At 45.7% G+C, this 20,545-nt stretch carries 19 protein-coding genes, 2 riboswitches and 1 other annotated feature; of the genes, 8 read left to right on the top strand and 11 right to left on the bottom strand.

The features are described from left to right. Positions 1 to 106 precede the first annotated feature (106 nt). Positions 107 to 745, bottom strand: coding sequence for a glycerol-3-phosphate acyltransferase (locus tag L7D49_RS00950; protein ID WP_238078897.1), 639 nt, complete (start codon positions 743 to 745; stop codon positions 107 to 109). A 264-nt stretch (positions 746 to 1,009) separates the two neighbouring features. Continuing rightward, positions 1,010 to 1,124, top strand: a riboswitch (SAM riboswitch). 135 nt (positions 1,125 to 1,259) lie between these two features. On the opposite strand from L7D49_RS00950, the gene L7D49_RS00945 reads away from it, so the two are divergent. The 3 genes from L7D49_RS00945 to L7D49_RS00935 all read left to right on the top strand — a co-directional run bounded on the left by L7D49_RS00945 (position 1,260) and on the right by L7D49_RS00935 (position 5,257). After that, on the top strand, positions 1,260 to 2,561 hold the full coding sequence (locus tag L7D49_RS00945) for an O-acetylhomoserine aminocarboxypropyltransferase/cysteine synthase family protein (RefSeq protein ID WP_238078896.1): 1,302 nt from the start codon (positions 1,260 to 1,262) through the stop codon (positions 2,559 to 2,561). 522 nt (positions 2,562 to 3,083) lie between these two features. Beyond that, the gene (locus tag L7D49_RS00940) at positions 3,084 to 4,070 is read left to right on the top strand and encodes a homoserine dehydrogenase (RefSeq protein ID WP_238078895.1); all 987 of its coding nucleotides are present in this window, start codon (positions 3,084 to 3,086) and stop codon (positions 4,068 to 4,070) included. Between the two features lie 785 nt (positions 4,071 to 4,855). Continuing rightward, a complete protein-coding gene (locus tag L7D49_RS00935) occupies positions 4,856 to 5,257 on the top strand; it encodes a group-specific protein (protein ID WP_238078894.1) in 402 nt (133 codons plus the stop codon). A gap of 51 nt (positions 5,258 to 5,308) precedes the next feature. Here the strand turns inward: L7D49_RS00935 and L7D49_RS00930 are convergent, their stop codons facing one another. The 3 genes from L7D49_RS00930 to L7D49_RS00920 all read right to left on the bottom strand — a co-directional run bounded on the left by L7D49_RS00930 (position 5,309) and on the right by L7D49_RS00920 (position 8,070). After that, complete coding sequence (locus tag L7D49_RS00930; protein ID WP_238078893.1) at positions 5,309 to 6,811, bottom strand: glycine betaine uptake BCCT transporter; 1,503 nt, start codon at positions 6,809 to 6,811, stop codon at positions 5,309 to 5,311. Between the two features lie 234 nt (positions 6,812 to 7,045). Next, complete coding sequence (locus L7D49_RS00925) at positions 7,046 to 7,276, bottom strand: excisionase family DNA-binding protein (protein ID WP_238078892.1); 231 nt, start codon at positions 7,274 to 7,276, stop codon at positions 7,046 to 7,048. A gap of 308 nt (positions 7,277 to 7,584) precedes the next feature. After that, a complete protein-coding gene (locus L7D49_RS00920) occupies positions 7,585 to 8,070 on the bottom strand; it encodes a QueT transporter family protein (RefSeq protein WP_238078891.1) in 486 nt (161 codons plus the stop codon). Between the two features lie 6 nt (positions 8,071 to 8,076). Further along, positions 8,077 to 8,121: riboswitch (PreQ1 riboswitch) on the bottom strand. Between the two features lie 298 nt (positions 8,122 to 8,419). On the opposite strand from L7D49_RS00920, the gene L7D49_RS00915 reads away from it, so the two are divergent. Together L7D49_RS00915 and L7D49_RS00910 are read left to right on the top strand one after the other, a co-directional pair. Beyond that, positions 8,420 to 8,827, top strand: coding sequence for an SRPBCC family protein (locus L7D49_RS00915; RefSeq protein WP_238078890.1), 408 nt, complete (start codon positions 8,420 to 8,422; stop codon positions 8,825 to 8,827). A 78-nt stretch (positions 8,828 to 8,905) separates the two neighbouring features. Next, complete coding sequence (locus tag L7D49_RS00910; protein WP_238078889.1) at positions 8,906 to 9,793, top strand: DMT family transporter; 888 nt, start codon at positions 8,906 to 8,908, stop codon at positions 9,791 to 9,793. 32 nt (positions 9,794 to 9,825) lie between these two features. Here L7D49_RS00910 and L7D49_RS00905 read toward each other — a convergent pair whose 3' ends face one another. From L7D49_RS00905 to L7D49_RS00875, 7 genes are all read right to left on the bottom strand, one after another. Further along, positions 9,826 to 10,713 carry a CPBP family intramembrane glutamic endopeptidase gene (locus L7D49_RS00905; RefSeq protein WP_238078888.1) on the bottom strand — a complete coding sequence of 296 codons (888 nt, stop codon included), beginning with the start codon at positions 10,711 to 10,713 and terminating at the stop codon, positions 9,826 to 9,828. Between the two features lie 13 nt (positions 10,714 to 10,726). Next, positions 10,727 to 11,278 carry a hypothetical protein gene (locus L7D49_RS00900; RefSeq protein ID WP_238078887.1) on the bottom strand — a complete coding sequence of 184 codons (552 nt, stop codon included), beginning with the start codon at positions 11,276 to 11,278 and terminating at the stop codon, positions 10,727 to 10,729. After that, positions 11,275 to 12,138, bottom strand: coding sequence for a hypothetical protein (locus L7D49_RS00895; protein WP_238078886.1), 864 nt, complete (start codon positions 12,136 to 12,138; stop codon positions 11,275 to 11,277). The genes L7D49_RS00900 and L7D49_RS00895 overlap by 4 nt, the downstream gene beginning before the upstream one ends. An 83-nt stretch (positions 12,139 to 12,221) precedes the next feature. Further along, positions 12,222 to 13,859, bottom strand: a complete 1,638-nt coding sequence (metG, locus tag L7D49_RS00890; protein WP_238078885.1) for a methionine--tRNA ligase — start codon at positions 13,857 to 13,859, stop codon at positions 12,222 to 12,224. 231 nt (positions 13,860 to 14,090) lie between these two features. Beyond that, positions 14,091 to 14,350 (bottom strand) — a binding site (T-box leader). Between the two features lie 488 nt (positions 14,351 to 14,838). Beyond that, positions 14,839 to 15,024 carry a hypothetical protein gene (locus tag L7D49_RS00885; RefSeq protein ID WP_238079089.1) on the bottom strand — a complete coding sequence of 62 codons (186 nt, stop codon included), beginning with the start codon at positions 15,022 to 15,024 and terminating at the stop codon, positions 14,839 to 14,841. 47 nt (positions 15,025 to 15,071) lie between these two features. Next, the gene (locus L7D49_RS00880; RefSeq protein ID WP_238078884.1) at positions 15,072 to 16,313 is read right to left on the bottom strand and encodes an MFS transporter; all 1,242 of its coding nucleotides are present in this window, start codon (positions 16,311 to 16,313) and stop codon (positions 15,072 to 15,074) included. A 144-nt stretch (positions 16,314 to 16,457) separates the two neighbouring features. Next, positions 16,458 to 16,973: a hypothetical protein gene (locus tag L7D49_RS00875; RefSeq protein WP_238078883.1), complete on the bottom strand. Its 516-nt coding sequence runs from the start codon at positions 16,971 to 16,973 to the stop codon at positions 16,458 to 16,460. Positions 16,974 to 17,194: 221 nt separating this feature from the next. On the opposite strand from L7D49_RS00875, the gene L7D49_RS00870 reads away from it, so the two are divergent. Genes L7D49_RS00870 through L7D49_RS00860 form a run of 3 tightly spaced genes read left to right on the top strand, consistent with a single transcriptional unit; the run spans position 17,195 to position 20,251 of the window. After that, positions 17,195 to 17,884: a response regulator transcription factor gene (locus L7D49_RS00870; RefSeq protein WP_238078882.1), complete on the top strand. Its 690-nt coding sequence runs from the start codon at positions 17,195 to 17,197 to the stop codon at positions 17,882 to 17,884. Then, positions 17,862 to 18,041: a hypothetical protein gene (locus L7D49_RS00865; RefSeq protein WP_238078881.1), complete on the top strand. Its 180-nt coding sequence runs from the start codon at positions 17,862 to 17,864 to the stop codon at positions 18,039 to 18,041. The genes L7D49_RS00870 and L7D49_RS00865 overlap by 23 nt, the downstream gene beginning before the upstream one ends. After that, complete coding sequence (locus L7D49_RS00860) at positions 18,041 to 20,251, top strand: histidine kinase dimerization/phospho-acceptor domain-containing protein (protein WP_238078880.1); 2,211 nt, start codon at positions 18,041 to 18,043, stop codon at positions 20,249 to 20,251. The genes L7D49_RS00865 and L7D49_RS00860 overlap by 1 nt, the downstream gene beginning before the upstream one ends. Positions 20,252 to 20,545: the final 294 nt, after the last annotated feature.

Below are 20,545 nucleotides of genomic sequence, written 5' to 3'. Positions count from 1 at the left end.
GAGCGCTATTACTTGTTTTATACGGCTATTTCACTGTTGGAATATATGCTGATTATCCTGTAATTTACGTTGTTAATTTGCTTTCCCTGCAACTGAGCTCGTTCGTTCAAGAGGACTTTTCCTTTTTCTTACTAAATGATGCCCGGATGCGGGTTTCAGTTCCCGCACGAATTCGTTTAATATTTTCAGTATGTTTCCAAACAGCCATGATGAAAAGCAAGGCGGCAATCAGGATTGGCCAGTAGCCATCTAGCCAAATGGCCATCGCCATTAGGGTGACATATAACATGAAGACACCAATGACGAGAATGTCCGTCAATAGTGCGACCGCAATGAAAAGGACAAGACCTGCCAAACCGAATCGCCAATCGATGGCAAATAAAACCCCGATGACCGTTGCTGTCCCTTTTCCACCGTTAAATTTCATGTAAAACGGAAAGTTATGCCCGAAAATGACAGCTGCTCCCACTGTGAAAAGAAGCAATGTACTATACTCTGGATCCAGATCAAACTGGTTGGAAAGCAGGCGGACTGCTATGACAGCCAGAATCCCTTTCCCGATATCAATAATGGCAACGAGCGCACCATATCGTTTTCCGAGAACGATGAGCGCGTTTGAAGCCCCCGCATTTTTTACCCCGGTCTCTTTCAAGTTCACCCCGGAAATCCATTGTGCCACGACAGAACCGTGCAAACAACCGATGGCATATCCAATTATGGCAATACCGATGATCCAAAAGATCATAAAATTCCCCCACATTAGTTATGGTTTTATCATACGATGTCTGAATGGACCGTTCAATGAATTTCTCAAAGATAGCCGAATGGTAGGGTATAGGGTCGATTTAGCAAACTTATTGTAAAATGTAATGTAAAAATAATTTATATGGACAATAAAGAAAAAACCCCGACGATACAAAACGTTCAGAACAATTTTTCACTTACCCCTTGACTTTGAAAATAGGAGTCTCTATACTGTTCAACAAGATGAAAAACTGAATCACCCATACTCTTATCAAGAGCGGCGGAGGGACTAGGCCCTGCGATGCCCGGCAACCGGCAAGTGACGAACTTGCAAAGGTGCTACTTCCTACAGAACGTGCGAACGGTCTGAAAGATAAGGGGAGGAATAAGCGAAAGCGTAACCCTCTTCTTAGCGAAAGGGGTTATTTTTTTATTCCTAAAAACCCCCAACGCCTCCGCACTGCATCACTCTGTTGCATTTTCATCTTACACTACAACCACTGGAGGTAATTCTAATGACAAACAACCAACTTCAACCCGAAACTCTACTTTTGCATGGTGGCCAAAAGCCTGATCCTGTTACAGGGTCCCGCGCAGTGCCGATCCATCGCACCACTTCTTTTGTTTTCCGTGATACAGAACATGCCCAAAACCTATTTGCCCTTCAAGAGGCAGGGAATATTTATACACGCATTACGAACCCGACTGTTGCAGTTTTTGAAGAAAGAATTGCATTGTTGGAAGGCGGAACTGCTGCAGTAGCCCTTTCTTCCGGTATGGCAGCAATTGCTTTCTCCATATTGAACATTGCAGGCGCCGGTGATGAAATCGTGGCAGCGAGCAATTTATACGGAGGTACGTACAATCTATTCGCAACGACACTTCCACGCTACGGAATTACAGTGAAATTCGTCGATGCGACGGATCCAGAGAATTTCCGTGCAGCAATCACTGACAAGACGAAAGCGCTGTTTGCTGAAACGATCGGCAATCCAAGCTTGCACGTTCTAGATATCGCGGCAGTGGCGAAGGTAGCTCATGAGAATGATATTCCATTATTGATCGATAGCACATTTGCTTCTCCATATGGCGCAAACCCGATCGAACATGGAGCAGACGTGGTCATTCATTCCGCAACAAAATGGATTGGTGGTCACGGCACAACAATCGGCGGAGTCGTCGTCGATGGCGGTAAATTCGACTGGACGAAAGGGAAGTTCCCAGGTTTCACTGAGCCGGATGAAACATACCACGGCTTACGCTACGGCATTGACACAGCGGGTGCGGCATTTGCTACGAAACTACGTGTCCAATTGCTCCGTGACTTCGGACCATGCCTGGATCCAGACAGTGCCTTCAACTTCTTGCAAGGTTTAGAAACGCTTCATCTTCGCGTGACACGCCATAACGAAAATGCACGCAAAGTAGCGGAATTCTTGAAAAATCATCCTTCTGTTGAGTGGGTAACTTATGCAGGATCGGAAGACCATCCATCGCATGCCAACGCGAAAGTGTACTTAAAAAATGGATTCGGCTCTATCCTAGTATTCGGTATCAAAGGCGGACGCGAAGCAGGACGGAAGGTGATTGATGGTGTAAAGATCTGGTCGCACGTCGCTAATGTCGGGGATGCCAAATCATTGATCATCCATCCGGCATCGACAACACATCAGCAATTGTCAGCTGAAGATCTAAAGAACTCTGGCGTTACCGAAGAATTGATCCGTTTGTCAGTCGGCTTGGAATCCGCGGAAGATATTATCGCAGACCTTGCGCAGGCGATTGAAAAAGCAGTTCCTGTTGCAGCTGAAAAATGAAATGAAGTAATTGAAAGATAGAGTTTTGAATGGAATTGGCAAAGAGGCGACCTCATTTGGTGGCTGCCGATTTGAAGTTAACACAGGAAGTGTCTCATTTGGCACTGGCCGGTGAGGATTTGGCGTAAGGAGTGTCTCATTTGGCACTGGCCGGTGAGGATTTGGCGTAAGGAGTGTCTCATTTGGCACTCGCCGGTGTAGATTTGGCGTAAGGAGTGTGTTATTTGGCGCCCGCCGGTTTGAATTTGGCGTGTGGGGTGTGTTATTTGGGCCAACCGGCGTGGATTTGGCGCAAAGCCTGGATTATTTGGCACCAACCGGAATGAATTTGGCGTAAGGAGTGTCTCATTTGGCACTCGCCATAAAAAAAGTTGCGTAACGGAGCGTCCCATTCGACGCCCAGTCGCATGAATGGGAGTAAAGGTTGTCTCATTTGACGGCCATCAATATTTTTGGAGAAATTGGCACCTCATTTGGTGCGAATTTTTCATTTTGTAGAGTCGTGTGAAAGGAAGTGGTCTTGTGCCATCCATTAAAGCGGCCATTCTTGGCTTTGGAACGGTAGGGGAAGGCATCTATCGTATATTGAAGGAGAAAAGGGAACAGATTCAGGAGCAGACGGGTTATACAATCGACATTGTCGCCATTTTGGTAAAGGACGCGACGAAAAAGCGTCTGGCGACACCAGGTGTTGTGATAACGGATGACATTCGCGATATTTGGTCAGGTCCTGCAATTGATGTTGTCTTTGAAGCGATTGTCGGTGAGGAGCCAGCCTATACTTATCTGTCTGAGGCGATTGAAAAGGGAACTCATATTATTACAGCGAATAAGAAGATGTTTGCTAAGCATGGTCCGGCTTTGGTAAAGCATGCCGAGTTTCGTGGCGTCCAAGTCGGTTTTGAAGCGACGACGGCAGGGGGCGTTCCCATCATCCGGACGGTGAGCAATCTAATTAAAGCCGATCGGGTACGGCGCGTGCAAGGGATATTAAATGGGACTTCGAACTACATCTTAACGAAGATGAGGGAGGACCATCTTCCATTCCAACAGGTCTTGCAGCAAGCGCAAGCTCTTGGTTACGCCGAAGCGGATCCAACCGATGACGTAAGCGGCGGTGATGCCTTCCGGAAATTAATGATTCTTAGCTCCTTGGCGTTTGACCGGCAGCCGGATTGGGATCACGTTCCTGTTGTTGGAGTGGATCATATCGAGCTTTCCCACGTGCAAGAGGCCTCAAATAACAATCTTCGCTATCGGCATGTGGCCGATGTTTGGCTCGATGAAAAAGGCGGTTTGCAGGCAACAGTCGGCCCGGTGCTAGTCGGATCTGATCATCCTCTACACAGCATCGACGGAGTGGATAACGCTGTCATCGTCGACACGGAATACCTCGGCCAGCTTACGCTTGTCGGGCCGGGCGCAGGCATGTATCCGACCGGCAGTGCTATGGTCAGCGATTTGCTTCATATTCTAGGTCAGCCGAGCAAAGTGTTAGTGAATCAATAAAAACAGTTTAATAAATAGTAATAAAAAAGAATTGCTTTATTTCCTCACGGGTTCGGTTGATGAGGAGAAAAAAGAAAGAACATAACATTTGGGGACACAATTCGTATATGAATTGTGTCCCCGTTTTTGTTGGTACATCAACGTTTAGATGATTTATTTAGACGAACTGGAAATGCAATTAGCGCAGGGATTAACAAGGGTACTTAAATTCAGGGTATTTGCTAATATGGAAATGGAGATATTTTCATATAGCGTATTCGATGTAAAAACAATTAAAGTGGGATGACGGATGTGTTATTTCTAATTTTTATTAAGAGTGGGAGAATGTATGAAAACCTATATGAAAATTTTTATGTATTTCTTTATGATGGTAGCCATATTCTTGATGACTAGTATTTATTCTAGTGAAAATTTTCAAAAGCCGTTCAATACCTTAGATAGTATGGATATTTCAAGAATGGTTTTGATAAACATAATTAAATTAGTAAGTGGACTACTTATTATTGATACTTACTTGAGATTTAAAGAAATATCCAATGGTAAGAAAACATTAGTATTAGGAATATCTATTCCAATTTCAATTATTGTTTGTGTATTTCTCACAAGTATTTATTTTTAATAATTATTTTGGTTCAACGAACAGGTGCTTTAGTTCAATAAGGATTGTAGAATATTACACTAAAAAGCGCTCAGATTTCTGAGCTTTTACTTGTTTTTATATGGCTATTTCACTGTTGAAACATCTGCTGATTAACCTGTTGCGCTTTTTAAAAGGACGTGAAAAAATGAATTTCTATATTGCATCCAGCTTCTCGAATATCGAAACGGTTCGAATTGTGAGCGGAAGGCTCAAAAATTTGGGATTCCACCATACCTATGATTGGACGCAAAATGAAAGGGGTGCAACGATTGATCAGTTACGAGAGATCGGCCAAAAAGAGAAAGATGCCATCATGGAAGCTGATTTCATCGTTGTCTTATTGCCTGCCGGAAAAGGGAGTCATATTGAGTTTGGAATTGCATTAGGTCAGAATAAAACGATTTATCTTCATTCACCCAACGGCGAAGTGGATCACTTTGAAACGACCAGTACTTTTTATCATCTGCCGGGAGTTGAAAAATGTACGGGAACCATTGAGGAATTAATTGACGCAATCTATGAGGCGGAAACAGTAGTCTCCACCTAATAATAAAAAGCAGTATCCCATGATTAGAGGGAATACTGCTTTTTTGATTATTTATCGACTATTCTTCTTCCGCTGCATGCTCTTCAATTCTTTATTCAGCGCCTTAATCAACGAGATGATCATCAGGAGCATGATAAAGGAGAACGGCAATGCCGCGATAATTATCGTGTTTTGCAGGGCAGTCAGGCCATTGACGGACAGCAAGATGAGCGCGATGGCCGATTGGATGACGCCCCATATGATTTTAATGTTATTTGGCGGTGTCAGGGAACCGTATGTTGATTGCATCCCAAGAACAAACGTAGCCGAATCGGCAGATGTAATGAAGAAGGATGCGATCAGCAATACGGCGATGATGGAGATGACGAAGGACCAAGGCATGTTGTGGAACATTTCAAAGATGACGAGTTCCGTTGATTCCTTTGCCAAATCGGCTACACCTTCCCGCTGGATATTGATTGCAGTCGTGCCGAACGCCGAGAACCAAAAGGCGCTTAAGAGTGTTGGCGCCAATAGTACGCCGACCATAAATTCCCGGATGGTTCTTCCTTTGGAAACACGCGCGATAAACATGCTGACGAATGGTGCCCAGGAAATCCACCAAGCCCAGTAGAAGATTGTCCAGCCATCCAGCCACTCCCTATTTTCTGCGTTAAGCGGTGCGGTCCGGAAGCTCATTTGCACTAAATTCGCCAAATAGCCGCCGATTGAATCGGTGAACATATTTAAGATGAGCAGTGTCGGCCCCAGTATGACGACGAATGCTAAAAGTGCCAGTGCCAAGACCAGGTTGGTGTTCGAAAGATATTTAATCCCTTTGCTGAGTCCGGTCCAAGCCGACATGATGAAAAGGACGGTGACAATGGCAATGATGATAAATTGCACTTCAATGCCGATGGTTACGCCGAATAGATAGTTTAGCCCTGCATTAATTTGAACAGCGCCGAAGCCGAGCGAGGTGGCTACCCCAAATGCGGTTGCGAAGACGGCGAGGACATCGACGAGAATTCCCCAAGGGCCTTCCATCTTCTTGCCGAAAATCGGCTTCAATGTTGCTGAAATTAATCCCGGTTCGTTTTTACGGAACTGGAAGAAGGCTAACGACAGCGCGACAACTCCGTACATCGCCCATACATGGAGACCCCAATGGAAGAACGATTGACGCAACGATTCCTTAAAAGCGGCATCCGTGTTTGGTTCAGCGGTCGCCGGGCTAATAGCGTAATGTGACAGTGGCTCAGCAGCCCCATAGAAAACCAATCCGATTCCCATTCCTGCGGAGAACAGCATGGCAATCCAGGTGATGGTTGAAAACTGCGGCCGATCTTCATCCTTACCCAATCTAATTTTGCCAAATGGACTGAAGATGAAGAAGATGCTGAGGACGAGCAGTACAGACAGCAGCATCATGTAATACCAGCCAAATGATGAAGAGACAAAGCTCTTGATGTTAGTAGTGACGGTTTCGAAGCTATCGGAAGCGAAAACGCCGTATCCGACAGCTAAGACGATCAATCCGATCGTTATATAAAAGACGTTTGATATTTTTTTCATGTTGCCCCCTATGAAGTTTGGTATTTTTACAACGACTATCAAATATACCAACCCTAGAGGAGGAATGCAAAAGAGGAGCAGGTGGATGAAATTAGAAGAAATTAAATTTTATTTTTTTATAAAACGAGCAAAAGGCAACCGCCTTCTGGCTTGAGGAACGTATTTCGTTAAGTTCGTTTTGCTGAAATTAAGTAGTGCGAAATAAATAAATTGAGTCCATCTACCTATTACCCTTTAGTCTTCATCTTTAATATCTCGATCAGGCGGAAGGGGTTCATTCCAATAGTCCTCAATTAGCCGTTTTGCTGTTTCCAGTTGAGAAAAATAGAGCGAGAATTGATCTTGATTCACCAAAAACTGTTCTCCGTCATGGACGGCCCGAATTCTTCCGGTTAGGACATATTGCCGCACTTGCTCCACCGGCATGCCGATATAATCGGCAGTTTGTTCAATTGTCATATACATAAGGACTGCTCCTTCGAAGTGTAGCTATGGAGATCATCCTCACTGCTAGAGGAGGAAGCTAGACTATTATTGTACCAAAAACGTGCTTTGAATGAATGGAACATGATTAGCGAAAAGTGTGGTGGAATAAAATACATGCTTTTATGTAGGCAAGACAGCGGGAGAAAAGAGATGATTATTTATCAGCTTTACAGTGGTTACGAACAAGTCCCCTCCAGTAACAATAGTAAAATACTTACATTTTTCAGAATACAAAAGAGCGCCTCATCCCGTTCGAAGATGAGGCGCTCCCTAAAAGGGATCTTATATTAAATAAGCCGGTCCAATTTCAATCGCTTATTCAAAGCGTCCATGACAGGTATACCTACCAGCATGACAACGAACTCGCCAACAGCGACAAACCCCCACGTGATGAGGAAAGGCAGGCCGAGGACGATATTCAATTCCCATGCAATGAGGAACATGGTGAAGGTAAATACAAGGGTATTGAACAACATCCGCTTGTATAATCCTCGAATGAATTTAGCCGAGAAAATGGTGATTGATAAGGCAAGAATCGATTGCCCGACGCCGAACACTAAATCAATCGGACCCAGTTCGGAGAAGAGTAAGTTGGAGACAAAAACCCCAAGCACAACCCCGATCATGTACTTTTTGTTGAAAATAACAAGATGATTAAACATCTCAGACAAGCGGAACTGGATATTTGTGAAGCCGAACGGGGCAATCAAAAACGTCACAGCCACATACAACGCAGCGATAATCCCGCTCGTTGCCATAGTTTTGACTTTCATATTCATTTCTCCTTAGTTTTTTTGCGTGGGATGGTTACGAACCACGAGGCAAAAAGCCTATCTTCCAGTCTAACATAGTAGAATTCGTCCGTAAATATGTAATAGGCTTCCAACTTTTCTGACAGACAGCATCGGCATTCTGGCGTTCACCCGGAGTTATTGGCGTTCGTTTTGATTTATTGGCGTTCACCCGGAATAATTAGCGATCTGCCCATGAGTATATTCAATTCTTTAACTGTACAATGTTGTATACTTACCAAGTAGTTTTAGCGGGTTGTTGGGGTGAAAATCACTTGAAGAAACCCCGCACTGTTGGGTAATGATAGCAATAGGAAGGAGATGCAAAATAATGAATGATATTCGAAAAGAGGTTGTCATTGAGGCGCCGATTGAGAAGGTATGGAAGTTTGTCGGAACAGCGGAGGGGCTGGCTGCTTGGTTCATGCCGAATGATATGAAACCGGTGGAGGGTGAGCCGTTTGAGCTGCAGGCTGGACCGTGGGGTACTTCGGTTTGCCGTGTGACTCGTGTGCAGGCGCCTTCTGCGTTTGCTTTTGATTGGGGAAAGGATTGGCATCTTTCATTTGAATTGGAGGAGCGGGGAGGGCAAACCCACCTGACTTTCATTCACGGCGGTTGGCAGGAAGGCATGGCGACGGAGTTTGGCGAGCCGCATGACGTCGTGCAGCCGAGAATGGATGGGGGCTGGACGGGCCTTGTCCAGAAGTTGAAGCAAGTGGCAGAAGCGGGCGAGTGATTTTTCTGGCGATTCTGTTTTGTGTTCTATACCAATTCCTTCCCTCGTGATATATTCAATAGAGAGGGAGGGTTCGGGATGTCACAACGGATCGCATTTATCATCGTTTTGCTGGGTGCTATGTTATGGGGCACGACCGGCACAGCGCAGACCTTCATGCCCCAGACGGTCCATCCATTGGCGGTGGGTGCTTCGCGGCTTGCGGTCGGCGGTTTTTCATTGCTTATTGTCATGGTTGTTATGGGGAAAATCAATTTCCGTACATGGCCTTGGAAGGCGACATTGCTCGCTGCACTCGCCATGGCCATTTTCCAATATTGCTTTTTTACGTCCATCCGGTTGACGGGCATCGCCATCGGAACGGTGGTTGCGATCGGTAGTGCGCCGATGTTTTCGGGAATTGTCGAATGGCTTTTTCTGAAGCGGCGTCCGACGAAGGTCTGGCTGACGGCCACGTCTCTGGCGATTGTCGGTTGCGTCCTTTTATTTTCAAATAAAGAAGGAGTGGTCGTCAATCCGATTGGTGTTTCGCTGTCTCTATGCGCCGGATTGCTTTTTGCTTTCTACACCTTATTTAATAAAAGCGTGTTGGAGCGAGCGGACGCGGTTCCTTCGGTGGCTGTCATTTTCTCGGTGAGCGCGGTCATGCTTATGCCGTTTTTATTTCTGTTTGAAACGGAAGGGCTGCTAACGGCATCAGGCATTTCAACGGTTCTCTATTTAGGACTGGCGACAACGAGTATAGCGTATATTTTATTTTCTGCCGGATTACGCCACATCCCTTCATCGTCTGCCGTTACGCTTTCTTTAGGAGAACCGCTGACTGCTGCTATTTTGAGTGTGGTAGTCGTGGGCGAACGACTGGATATCATTTCGTGGGGCGGGATTGTTTTGTTGGTCGGAGGCATTCTTGTCTTGACGGTCAGTGGCAGGAGTAAAGAGAAGGTTGTAGAAAGTATGACATAAGAAAGGCGCAGCTGTGAAAAGCTGCGCCGTTTTTAATTTTTCCATTGGACGTAAAGGCGTGTGGCGAAAAAGCCGAGGATGATCAGCAATGTCGCAAGCAATCCGCCCTCCAGTCCAAATGCACCGCCGGTCAACCAGTCATTTCCGGTAGCCACGGACACATTATAGAGACCGTGCGGGGTTGTACCGCTCACCGCAAACCCAAAGACATTTCCTTGAAAATAGTTCCATGTCATATGATAGCCGATCGGCAGCCACAAACTTTTCGTCACGTCGAACATGTAGGCGAAAAGCAAGCCGACCAACAGAATATTGAGCAGTCCGAGCAGACTGACATTTGGGTTCATGCCGTGTGCAATGCTGAAGATGACAGCAGAAACAACGTAAATGGCCCACTTAGGGTTATTTCGGGTGGCCATCGTAGACATGACATAACCGCGGAAAAACATTTCTTCGGACAAGCCGACGAGAATGAAAAGTAGGAGAAACGCTATCGTATAGGTTGAAAATTCCGGGCTTCCAAATGAATTCAACAAGGTGACGTTGCCAGTTGACAGTAAGAGAATGAAAATAATACTGATCGAAATCGCCCCGAGAAAAAGGCCATAGAGAAAATCGGCGATCGAAAACTTGAAACCTAGTGTTCGTAACGTGCCTTTATTAATAAAACGCCAAAAAATGTAGGTGATCAAGATACTCCCTAGAACACCGCCACCCTGCATCGCTAGGAAAAACCATGGATGGCTGTCGAGCATCTCCATTACATTTACTTCATATGAACTTCCAAATTGGGGCATCTCACTAGTTAATAGCAAGAACAGTCCTGGCAGGGCGAAAACTTGTTGTGCCACTACCATGGCAATAAATGCGGGTACAATAAGCCACCCGGCGCGAACTTGCCCCTTGTCATTCTTAAACAAAATACATCCTCCTTTATACGGTGATATCCGTCGTCGGCATTGGCTTCAAATTCCGGATTTGATTCAGCAGGAGAAGGAAGCTGAGATCCATCACTAACAACGCAAGACTGGTTGTTCCCGTTAGCCAAGCCACTTCATTGCTGAGCAAGTTAGGCGTTAGCGTCATGATGAAAAGGGCCGCGAGGTGAATGAAAACATAGTATCGGCTCCGCAACTCAGTCCGGCGGGTCCATTCGCTTTGGTTGAACTTGGCCGTAATCACTTTCAATAGGCTGAACAAATAGAAGGCGACCACTAATTTGACGAGAAGCAGCAAAATATAATAATTGCCCGTCAAAACGCCAGACGGCAGATAGCTAATGAAGACGGAGGGAAGCGATAGGATAACACCAGCTGCAGCGAACCTGCTTGCTTTTGGAGAAACGGAATACTCGGTACTTAGCTTCGATGCCCCGAGGTAGATCAGGAAATAGCCAACAGGGTCGGGCAGCCAATCGATGGCGATATCGATACGGAACCAGACGAAGAAATAACCGATGAAAATCCATTTGACGGCCTGGCTCATTGTCCATCTCTCCTTTTCCTCTTGATGATTTCCTGTACATCCTCCTGCTTCAAATAGGGTTGACTCGATAAAGTTCCAGTACTTTGAAAGGTTTCTCCGCTATCGGTTCTTCCAGACACAGTATAGCTGCTTTCCAAGTAGTCCGAAAAGTCGCCGAAATAGGTAGTGACGTTGAACTGCTGGCCTCGTTGCAGCCGGATCGGAAATTGAAGTTCCTTAAGCGGCAGCCCTTTACCGTCCTTTGTCTGCCGGGCAGGATTCCCGCCGGACAATTTGAAAGTGAGCCGGTCATTCAACTGAGGAATCGCCAGCGCAATCGCTTCAACTTGCAACGGTTCATACACATTAAAGCCGGTAAAGCTATCTCCTTCAGTGCTTCCACCCCAAGAAACAGGATGTAATGGATCGTCGCTTTCCGAAGAGGACGGCTGCTGTAGAATGACTTCCCCGATATCCGCTTTCACATCTCTGTAATCCGAAAAAAAGACTTCCATCTCGTTGAATTTGAAATCCCCGTCGCCTGCATGGTATTCAAGTGCTGCTTCATTCACCAGCACAGTTATCTTACGCAATACGTAATGGCGGAATGACTGGATATCAGTTGGGACTCCCGGGGAAAAACCCATATCTCTCTCCACATATCCCATCACCTTGTTTATATGCACATAATTCACTTGGGCCAAATCATCTTTATTGGTCAGATAATAGAACGTTAAATAATTTTCGTCGTTCATGGTCATTTCAACAAAATGATCGAGGAAAACAGGCTCCTTCAGCCGCTTGGCATCAGCATATAAATAATTTGCAATCCAACTTATCCCGATGATGCCGAGGAAGATCCAAAAGACTCGCTCTTTCATTCGCACTATCCTTTCCCAAACATTTCCTTGTAACTAATTGTCTCAAAGAATGGAAGGAATTGCACGGGTTCTTTTGGCTCGAATTAAAGTGCATTTTGACGTAGCTGGGACACTTCTTCATCTATTCTCTCAATGGCAATCCGTTCAAAAAGCGGTGAGATGGGTTGCAATTTTTCAATCTGCGGATTCATGACATGCCAAGTTAATGATGGCAGATTCAGCATTTGTTTCACTAATTCGCTTGAGAACGGCAGGAATGGAGAGAGCAACTGAGATAAGTTCGCAATGATATAGACACAAGTAGCCATAGTGCGATCACATGCTTCTGGTGTTTCCTTTATTTGTTTCCAAGGCTGTTCGTCATCAAAGTATTTATTCGCCTGGCGCACTAAACGGAAGATGGCCTCGAGCGCTTCCTTGCAGCTCCCTTTTTCAATGAGTGAGCCGACAATTGGGTAGAGATCGGTTACAGCCTGTTGGATTGTTGGATTTATTTCAGCGGTGGGAACAATGCTTGCATACGACTTCTCAATAAACTTTAACGTCCGATTTACAAAATTCCCATACGCACCAAGCAACTCTGAATTATGGCTGTAAATAAATTCCCGCCAAGAAAAATCGGCGTCTCTGTTTTCAGGCGCATTGGCCGTCAAGAAATAGCGAAGCGAATCAGGATGATATCGCTCCAGTACATCAGGCACCCAAACGGCCCAGTTCCGGCTCGTCGACAATTTCTGTTTCTCCAGTGTCAGATACTCATTGGAGATGATATGCGTCGGCAGGGCGTCTTCTTTTCCGATCCCGGCTAAGATGGCAGGCCAGATGATCGTATGAAAGGGGATATTGTCTTTGCCGTGCACGTAATAGGAAATCGTCTCACTGCTCCAAAAATCGCCGTCGGACAAGCCGTATCGCTCCGCCCACTCATGACTCGCCGACAAATAACCCGTTACCGCCTCGATCCAGACGTACACTTTCTTTTCTTCATAGCCGGCTACAGGGATGCTTACCCCGTTCGGCAAATCACGAGAAGCCGCCCGGTCGTGCAGACCTTCCTGCAAATAGCGCTCGGATTGGTGAATGGCGTTTTCTCGCCAACTCTTGGATTCTTTTGCTTCCGCTACATAGGAAGAAAGAAGCTCCTGAAAAGCACTTAATTTAAAATAAAAATGCTCCGTCTTGCGAACAACGGGTTTATTGCCGCAAAGCTTGCAAGTCGGATTGATCAAGTCGAGCGGATCCAAAATCGTTCCGCAAGCATCGCACTGATCCCCGCGAGCCCGGCTGCCACAATTCGGACAAGTGCCTTCCACAAAACGATCGGGGAGGAATCGCTCATCCGTCTCGCAATAGGCTTGCTCGACTTCTTGTTTAAAAATATAGCCATTCTCCAGCAACGAAAGAAATACGTCTTGCACAACTCGATGATGAAATGCCCCGTCCGTCCGAGTGTAGAGGTCATAGGTAAATCCAAGCTTTGAAAAGCAGTCAACAAACTCGGTGTGATACCGGTCCGCAATGTCCTGCACCGGCACCCCTTCTGCATTCGCACGTATGGAAATGGGCGTGCCATTGCAATCGCTGCCCGACACATACAAAACCTTTTCTCCCTTCAAACGGTAATACCTCGCCAAAATATCCCCCGGCAAAAGCGCCGCGATATGTCCCAAATGCAACGACCCATTCGCATACGGCCAAGCCCCTCCGATAAAAATACTCATTTGTCTTCCTCCTATGGATAATAGATTTGATAAAATCTCCTTGTTTGCATGATTGTTTACCTTGAATTGTAGTCAAGTGGTGATCAAATCAAATTAGCCGGTGATAGAACGGATTTACCCGGTGATAGCCGCCCGACGAAACAGATCCGACCATAATAGAATATCTCTGCCCAAAATACCTCCCTTCATTTGCCTGCAAAATAAAAAACCCCGCCCCTATCGTTAAAAAACGATAAGGACGGGGTTGAATGCCCGTGGTACCACCTTAGTTTGCAGCCGGCTCGCGCCTACCACCTCAAGACGTACATGCCGAAAAAAGCGTATACGCTGACGTGGATAACGAGCGCCAACCCTCGTCGCATCCTACTAATCCAAAGATGTTCAGTGCGCGGCTCCAGGATCATGTTCAAAAGATTCGTCCGCTTCATTCCCACCATCAGAAGCTCTCTAGGCGACATCCTCTTTTTACTTTTCCCTCTCACAGCCTATAAAAAATATAATTTTGATGATTGTAAATCATTTGCTTGATTTCGTCAATCCTATGGATGTCACGGAGCGCCGGGAGTCAGCCGCAGTATGATGAATAGGGAAGACAGGAGAATCATTAAAAACATGGACCATAGCAAACCAAGCAGCAGCCAAAGATACCACCTTTTTGGCTGGCGAATTAAGAAAGGAAGTAACGTGAGTGTGCCAACGATGGGGGCGAGGATATACAAGTTGGAGCGGTTGTAGATGTCCCTTCCTTGTGAATTATAGAAATCGTGGTAACCGATGAGGCTTAATAGCCAGGGGATGAAATCGAACACACATACAATACTGACGCAGAGCAGCGTAATGGCCATCAAAAATTTAGCGATGGAAAACTCCTCCTCTCCTTGCAGATTCATTGTAACTTATTTGGATAATATTTGAAATAAAAAACCCCGGAATTGCCAAAATGACAATCCGGAGTATACGGTTTCACTATATAATCCCGTCAACCATTTACTGGAGGACGTTGTGGATCAGTGTTCTCTTTTTGTTGCTTCTTCTGCTTCTTTGCCTGATCATTTTTCCCGATTACGTCCATATCGTCGGGGCTAATGTCAAATCCATAGCCGAACTCTTCGCGGTCCAAGGTGTTGCCCTTTTTTATCTTTTTTTCTTTCGCCAATGGAATCACCTCCTCTTCGGAAGGGTGTTCCAGTACGGAAAGGTTATGCAAGGGAATTACACTTTTTTAGTGTCCGCTTCCAGAAAAATATTTCGTTGCTTAGGCATCCACATGAAGGCGATCAACCATAATACGCTGAGCAGACTGAGCGCGGCCAGGATAATGATGGTGAGCCGCAAGGACACGATATCCGCCATCCAGCCCATGCCGAGGACAAATAAGATTTGGAATACACTTAGAACGACTCCGTATAAGCTTGTCACGCGGCCCATCAATTCGAGTGGCACCTGGTATTGATACCATGTTGTGTAACCAGTATTGGCAAACGCATTAAAGAAGCCGAGGATCATAAAGCCTGCAGATATCATGGCAAACGACTGACTAAACGCGTACATTAAATATCCGATCGATACAAGCAAAAGCCCGCCGCCGAATAACATGCGGATGGAGAGCTTCTCAGCAAGCAACGCGACAGCTCCGGCTCCGAGAAGCGCCCCGATGCCCGTAATGCTAATGAGCAAGCTGTATTCCACTTCGCTCAATCCGACAACCCTCTGGGTAAAGACGACCTCTTGGGCATCCATCGCAAAGGTCATTAATGTGAACACCAGGTAGATTCCCAGGATGACGATAAACAATATTCTCGATTTGCCGAAATCCATGACAATCTTGAAATCTTCTGCAATGGCTCTGACAGACAACGGATTTAGCCCTGCCGTTTTCTCTGCATCCACATTCGGCAGCCAGCCTAAAATGAGGGCGGAGACGAAGAAGGAGGCGGCGTTGATCCAAATGGCGATGTCCACAGACCCAATGATAACGAGTGCTCCAGCGATGGCAGGTCCGATAATGAACGCGCCTGATGTCGTCAATGAATAGAATGCATTGAATCGTTTTCGTTTTGCTTCTGGGACGAGTGTCGTTGTATAGGTAAGAGATGCCGGAGCGAAGAAAGATTTCGCCATACTGATGAACCAGAGTAATATGTATACGCCCCATACCGAAGTCATGAAAGGGACGAGCGCGACCAGGATGCCTCGAATGATATCCGTCCAAATCATCATGCGGCGTTTATTCGCACGGTCGATCACGCTGCCGGCCCAAAAACGGGTAAGAATAGCTGCTGCTGGTCCTACGACCCAAAGACCCGCCACTGCCGCAGCAGAATCGGTCATATTGTAGACAAGCAAATTGATAGCTACGAGGTAGACGAAGTCCCCTATCGTTGATAACCCCATGGCGCTTAACAAAAGTATGGGAAACCGCCAGCCCGTCCATTCTTTTTTACTACGTTCCATTGTATTCTCTCCCATACCATTACTCTTTCTATACTATTCGCCGGCAGGTATCTCAATCCTATAAGAGAATTCGAAAAAATGTGTCAAAAAATCAAACAAAAAAGAATTATGCAGGAAGAAGACCTAGCATAATTCCACACATGCCTATTTAACGGAAAGAAGAAATGCATATATCGCTTCTCCGTTGACTTCACCTTCCCATATTGCTTTAACGGACATATTATATCTTCCGGTAGGCAGGGTCTCTTTTAATGTGTCGTAATTCATGTCGACCGGGATCATTTCTCCGTCCTTATGGATAGCCACTTCATAGGAACTCGGCTGTGGAAAGTCCTTGTGCTCGAGGGAACGAATAAATGAAAAACTGAACCTGTCATTGGCATCCAATTTGTTTGCAGGTTCATATTTCAAAAGTTCCTGAGGAGGTGTTGGGGTAAGATTACAGGATGCTTCTGCGTCCTCCCAACAATGCTTATCATAAATCGTGTTTAAGGCTGCATCTCCAATCGTCAGATAGATCTCCGGTTTTAGGAGAATTGTTTCAGAAATACCGGGTGTCTCTTTATCTGGCGTTTCAACTCTATCATCTTCTGTACAAGCGCTTAACAGAAAACAAAAAAGCAGAATGGGGAAAAAGCATATCTTTTTTATTGAAATCACTCCTTTCCTAAGATTATTACATGTAAAATTTACCCAATGGCATTAGTTTAGCACTCGCAGTATTGATTCACCATCAGAAAATCTTAGTGAGTATATACTGGCTTACTATCTATTTACCCCAATCTATAGACCATCTTAAGAATTTCTTCATAATTCCCCTCCTGGAATGTTAAGATTTAGGCATTAGAATTGGTATCATAAGAAGAAGGCAGGTGGGGCGGATGGCAAAATTTAAAGTTCTCGTGGCGGATGACGATAAAGAGATCCGCGATGGGATTGAAATTTATTTGAAGAATGAAGGGTATGACGTTTTAAAGGCGGCGGATGGGCAGGAGGCACTTGATTTATTGCGATCCAATGAAGTCCATCTGCTCATCCTCGATATTATGATGCCGAATATGGACGGCATAGCGGCGACGTTTAAAATTCGGGAGGCACAAAATGTGCCGATTATTATGCTGAGTGCAAAGGCGGAGGACTCGGATAAGATCCATGGCCTTTCCGTTGGGGCGGATGATTATGTGACGAAGCCATTCCATCCGCTGGAGCTGATGGCGCGGGTGAAGTCGCAACTTCGGCGCTATGTTCAGCTGGGAACGTATGACGGGCAAAAGAAAATCGAAGTGGACGGTTTGTCATTGGATGAAGAGGCGAAGGAGTTGACGGTGGATGGGAACCCGGTCAAACTGACGCCGATCGAGTACAAAATTACGGAATTGCTTATGAAAAATGCGGGACGGGTCTTTTCCATTAATGAAATATATGAGCGTGTGTGGAATGAAGAAGCGTACAATGCGGAAAACATCGTAGCTGTCCACATCCGGAAAATCCGCGAAAAAATCGAGGCAAATCCGAAAAATCCGAGGTATTTGAAGGTGGTGTGGGGCATTGGCTACAAAATCGAAAAATAAGTGGGGGTTAATCGGCTCGCTTTTTTCCATCGTTTTGGCTTTTATTAGTATTGGTTACTGCTTTCCGTCCATCCTTGAAATGATCGGCAATGGCTGGGAACGCTCGACACGCACCGTGGCATTCTTTGCCAGAATCATTACTGGGGGGAATGTTTGATGAAGCAGAAGGGATTATGGATAGTTTGGTCTTTCCTTGTAGCAGTACTCCTGATTGCCGTCCCGTCGGCTCTTAACTACAGCCCACAGTTGTTTGGCAAGGACTTTACGGATTCACAGGATTTTAAGTGGCGAATGGACGAAATATATGACACATTGGGGGCAGCTGTTTTAAATCCAATCAATCCGGATGAGGCGGTGAAGCATGTTACCGTTTCGTCCGAGGAGATTGAAGAGCATCGGAACCGCTATGGAACGCTTCCGGAGCAGCTCGCCAATATACATGCACAATACGAAGATCGGATCACTCAAGCGAAAGAAGCTGGAAATGAGACAGTGCTCACGGCTCTGGTGAAAGAACGGAATGCCAAAATGGAAGACATCCAGAAAAACTTTGAGAGTGATGCGCATGTGGAAGAAAAGATCCGTAAAGAAAAGGCCAAGTACTTGAAAAGTTATCTGGAAGATAGGATAAATGACTACAGCTTTTCGTTCCCTATCGTCTATCAGCTGAAGGATGTTGAAACGGGAGAGGAATTCTCTTCAGGCGACATCCACGTGCCCGTCGGGTATGAAAAAACATTCGACTCGTCGTTAGGATATTTGAAGGCGCGTTCGTTGCCGTTTACTGTTAATGAGCTGACTTTTTCACGTCCTGGAAATAGTGCTGTCGAAGTATCCGACTATGACCTGGTAAACATGCAGAATCCCGTTCGCCAATTCGAAGGAACGGTCATTGTGCCCAAATCTGTCTTTGCAGAAGGCGGAATGCTTAATTACGAGTATACAAGATACAATACATCGAAGTATGCAGCCTATATGTTCTGGGCAATTGCCATTATCTCCGCTATCCTGTTATTCACTGTAATGAAGTTCAAAAAAGCCTGGGTCATGGAGACAAGGCTGGTTGATGTATATGAACGCTTGAAAATAGACGGGAAAGCTGCGGTGTTCTTTCTGGCAGCGATCATATTGCTGTTTTATACAAGAAACATGGCGCATAACGTAATCAATGTATTTTCATCTATGTCCTTAGAGCGTTGGGTTATGGAAGTCATCTCGTTTATGCTCTTTGGTGTGCTGACTGTAGCAATTCTTGTGTTTCAAGTTTTCAATGGAATCGAGCGTTGGAAGCAGCAAGGGGTCTTTGAAAAGGATTTAATGGACAGCTATACGGTGCGTTTTTTTGCGGCGCTCCAGGGGATGTTCACTAAGGCGTCCATAGGTGTTCAAACCTTTATCCTCTTGATCGGATTTTTCTTGGCTGGAATCGGATTTGTGGGGATGTTCTTGGATCCGTATTTCATGCTTATCTATTTTATGTGTGTTTTGTTTTTAGGCTTCCCGGTACTATTCTTCTTCGTACGGCGTGTAGCTTACCTGAATAAAATCTTCGTGGCGACCGAGGCAATGGCGGCTGGCCGGCTACAACAGGATATTGCAATACAAGGAAAATCGCCACTTGCCGAGCATGCGCGTAACCTCAACAATCTACGAGAAGGCGTGCGCAATTCGATGAGCGAGCAGGCGAAAAGTGAACGGCTGAAGACGGAATTGATTACGAACGTAAGTCACGATCTTCGTACGCCATTGACGTCCATCATTACGTATACCGATCTGTTGAAGAAGGAAGGTTTGACTCCAGAAGAAAGGGCGCAGTACGTCGATATTCTGGATAAAAAATCGCAGCGCCTGAAGACGCTGATTGAGGATTTATTCGAAGTGTCCAAGATGGCGAGCGGCAATTTGGAGCTGCACAAGCAACGTGTCGATTTGACCCAGCTATTGCAGCAGGCGCTTGCAGAACATGCGGAGGACATCGCGAAATCGGGACTCGATTTCAGAACAGATATGCCGGAGGAGCCGCTCATTTCCTATGTGGATGGGCAGCGTTGGTGGCGAGTGCTGGATAATTTAATCGTCAATGCAATTAAGTATTCATTGCCAGGCACTCGAGTGTACATCACACTTCGCAAAATGGGAGATACTGCGGAGTTCGTGGTGAAAAATATTACAAAATATGAGTTGGGTGCAAATGTTGAAGAGCTGTTTGAGCGTTTCAAGCGGGCGGATACGGCAAGGCATACGGATGGATCGGGCCTCGGTCTGGCGATTGCCCAATCAATTGTCGACATGCATCAAGGAACAATGAAAATTGAATTAGACGGTGATCTATTTAAAGTGACGGTCGTCGTTCCTGCGGGTTATTGAGATATCAGGCTGCATGTATGCTGAGAAGCATGCATGCGGCTTTTTTAGGTTTTGTTTAATGGCGTTCATTTCGGTTTGTTGGCGTTCATCCGGAGTTAATGGCGTTCATTTCGGTTTGTTGGCGTTCATCCGGAGTTAATGGCGTTCGCTTGGATTTATTGGCGTTCATCTGAAGTTAATGGCGTGCGCTTGGATTTATTGGTGTTCATCCGGAGTTAATGGCTTTCGTTTCGGTTTATTGGCGTTCATCTGAAGTTAATGGTGTTCGCTTGGATTTATTGGCGTTCATCCGGA

It is taken from the genome of Sporosarcina cyprini, assembly GCF_022048975.1.
Lineage (GTDB): Bacteria > Bacillota > Bacilli > Bacillales_A > Planococcaceae > Sporosarcina > Sporosarcina cyprini.
This window is presented reverse-complemented; position numbering and strand designations above follow the sequence as displayed.

Coding starts and splice junctions, on each gene's coding strand:
- L7D49_RS00945 (WP_238078896.1), top strand. CDS start 1,260: ATGACAAACAACCAACTTCAACCCGAAACTCTACTTTTGCATGGTGGC.
- metG (WP_238078885.1), bottom strand. CDS start 13,859: ATGAGTATTTTTATCGGAGGGGCTTGGCCGTATGCGAATGGGTCGTTG.
- L7D49_RS00910 (WP_238078889.1), top strand. CDS start 8,906: ATGTCACAACGGATCGCATTTATCATCGTTTTGCTGGGTGCTATGTTA.
- L7D49_RS00900 (WP_238078887.1), bottom strand. CDS start 11,278: ATGAGCCAGGCCGTCAAATGGATTTTCATCGGTTATTTCTTCGTCTGG.
- L7D49_RS00860 (WP_238078880.1), top strand. CDS start 18,041: ATGAAGCAGAAGGGATTATGGATAGTTTGGTCTTTCCTTGTAGCAGTA.
- L7D49_RS00920 (WP_238078891.1), bottom strand. CDS start 8,070: ATGAAAGTCAAAACTATGGCAACGAGCGGGATTATCGCTGCGTTGTAT.
- L7D49_RS00950 (WP_238078897.1), bottom strand. CDS start 745: ATGATCTTTTGGATCATCGGTATTGCCATAATTGGATATGCCATCGGT.
- L7D49_RS00925 (WP_238078892.1), bottom strand. CDS start 7,276: ATGTATATGACAATTGAACAAACTGCCGATTATATCGGCATGCCGGTG.
- L7D49_RS00895 (WP_238078886.1), bottom strand. CDS start 12,138: ATGAAAGAGCGAGTCTTTTGGATCTTCCTCGGCATCATCGGGATAAGT.
- L7D49_RS00870 (WP_238078882.1), top strand. CDS start 17,195: ATGGCAAAATTTAAAGTTCTCGTGGCGGATGACGATAAAGAGATCCGC.
- L7D49_RS00880 (WP_238078884.1), bottom strand. CDS start 16,313: ATGGAACGTAGTAAAAAAGAATGGACGGGCTGGCGGTTTCCCATACTT.
- L7D49_RS00915 (WP_238078890.1), top strand. CDS start 8,420: ATGAATGATATTCGAAAAGAGGTTGTCATTGAGGCGCCGATTGAGAAG.
- L7D49_RS00930 (WP_238078893.1), bottom strand. CDS start 6,811: ATGAAAAAAATATCAAACGTCTTTTATATAACGATCGGATTGATCGTC.
- L7D49_RS00935 (WP_238078894.1), top strand. CDS start 4,856: ATGAATTTCTATATTGCATCCAGCTTCTCGAATATCGAAACGGTTCGA.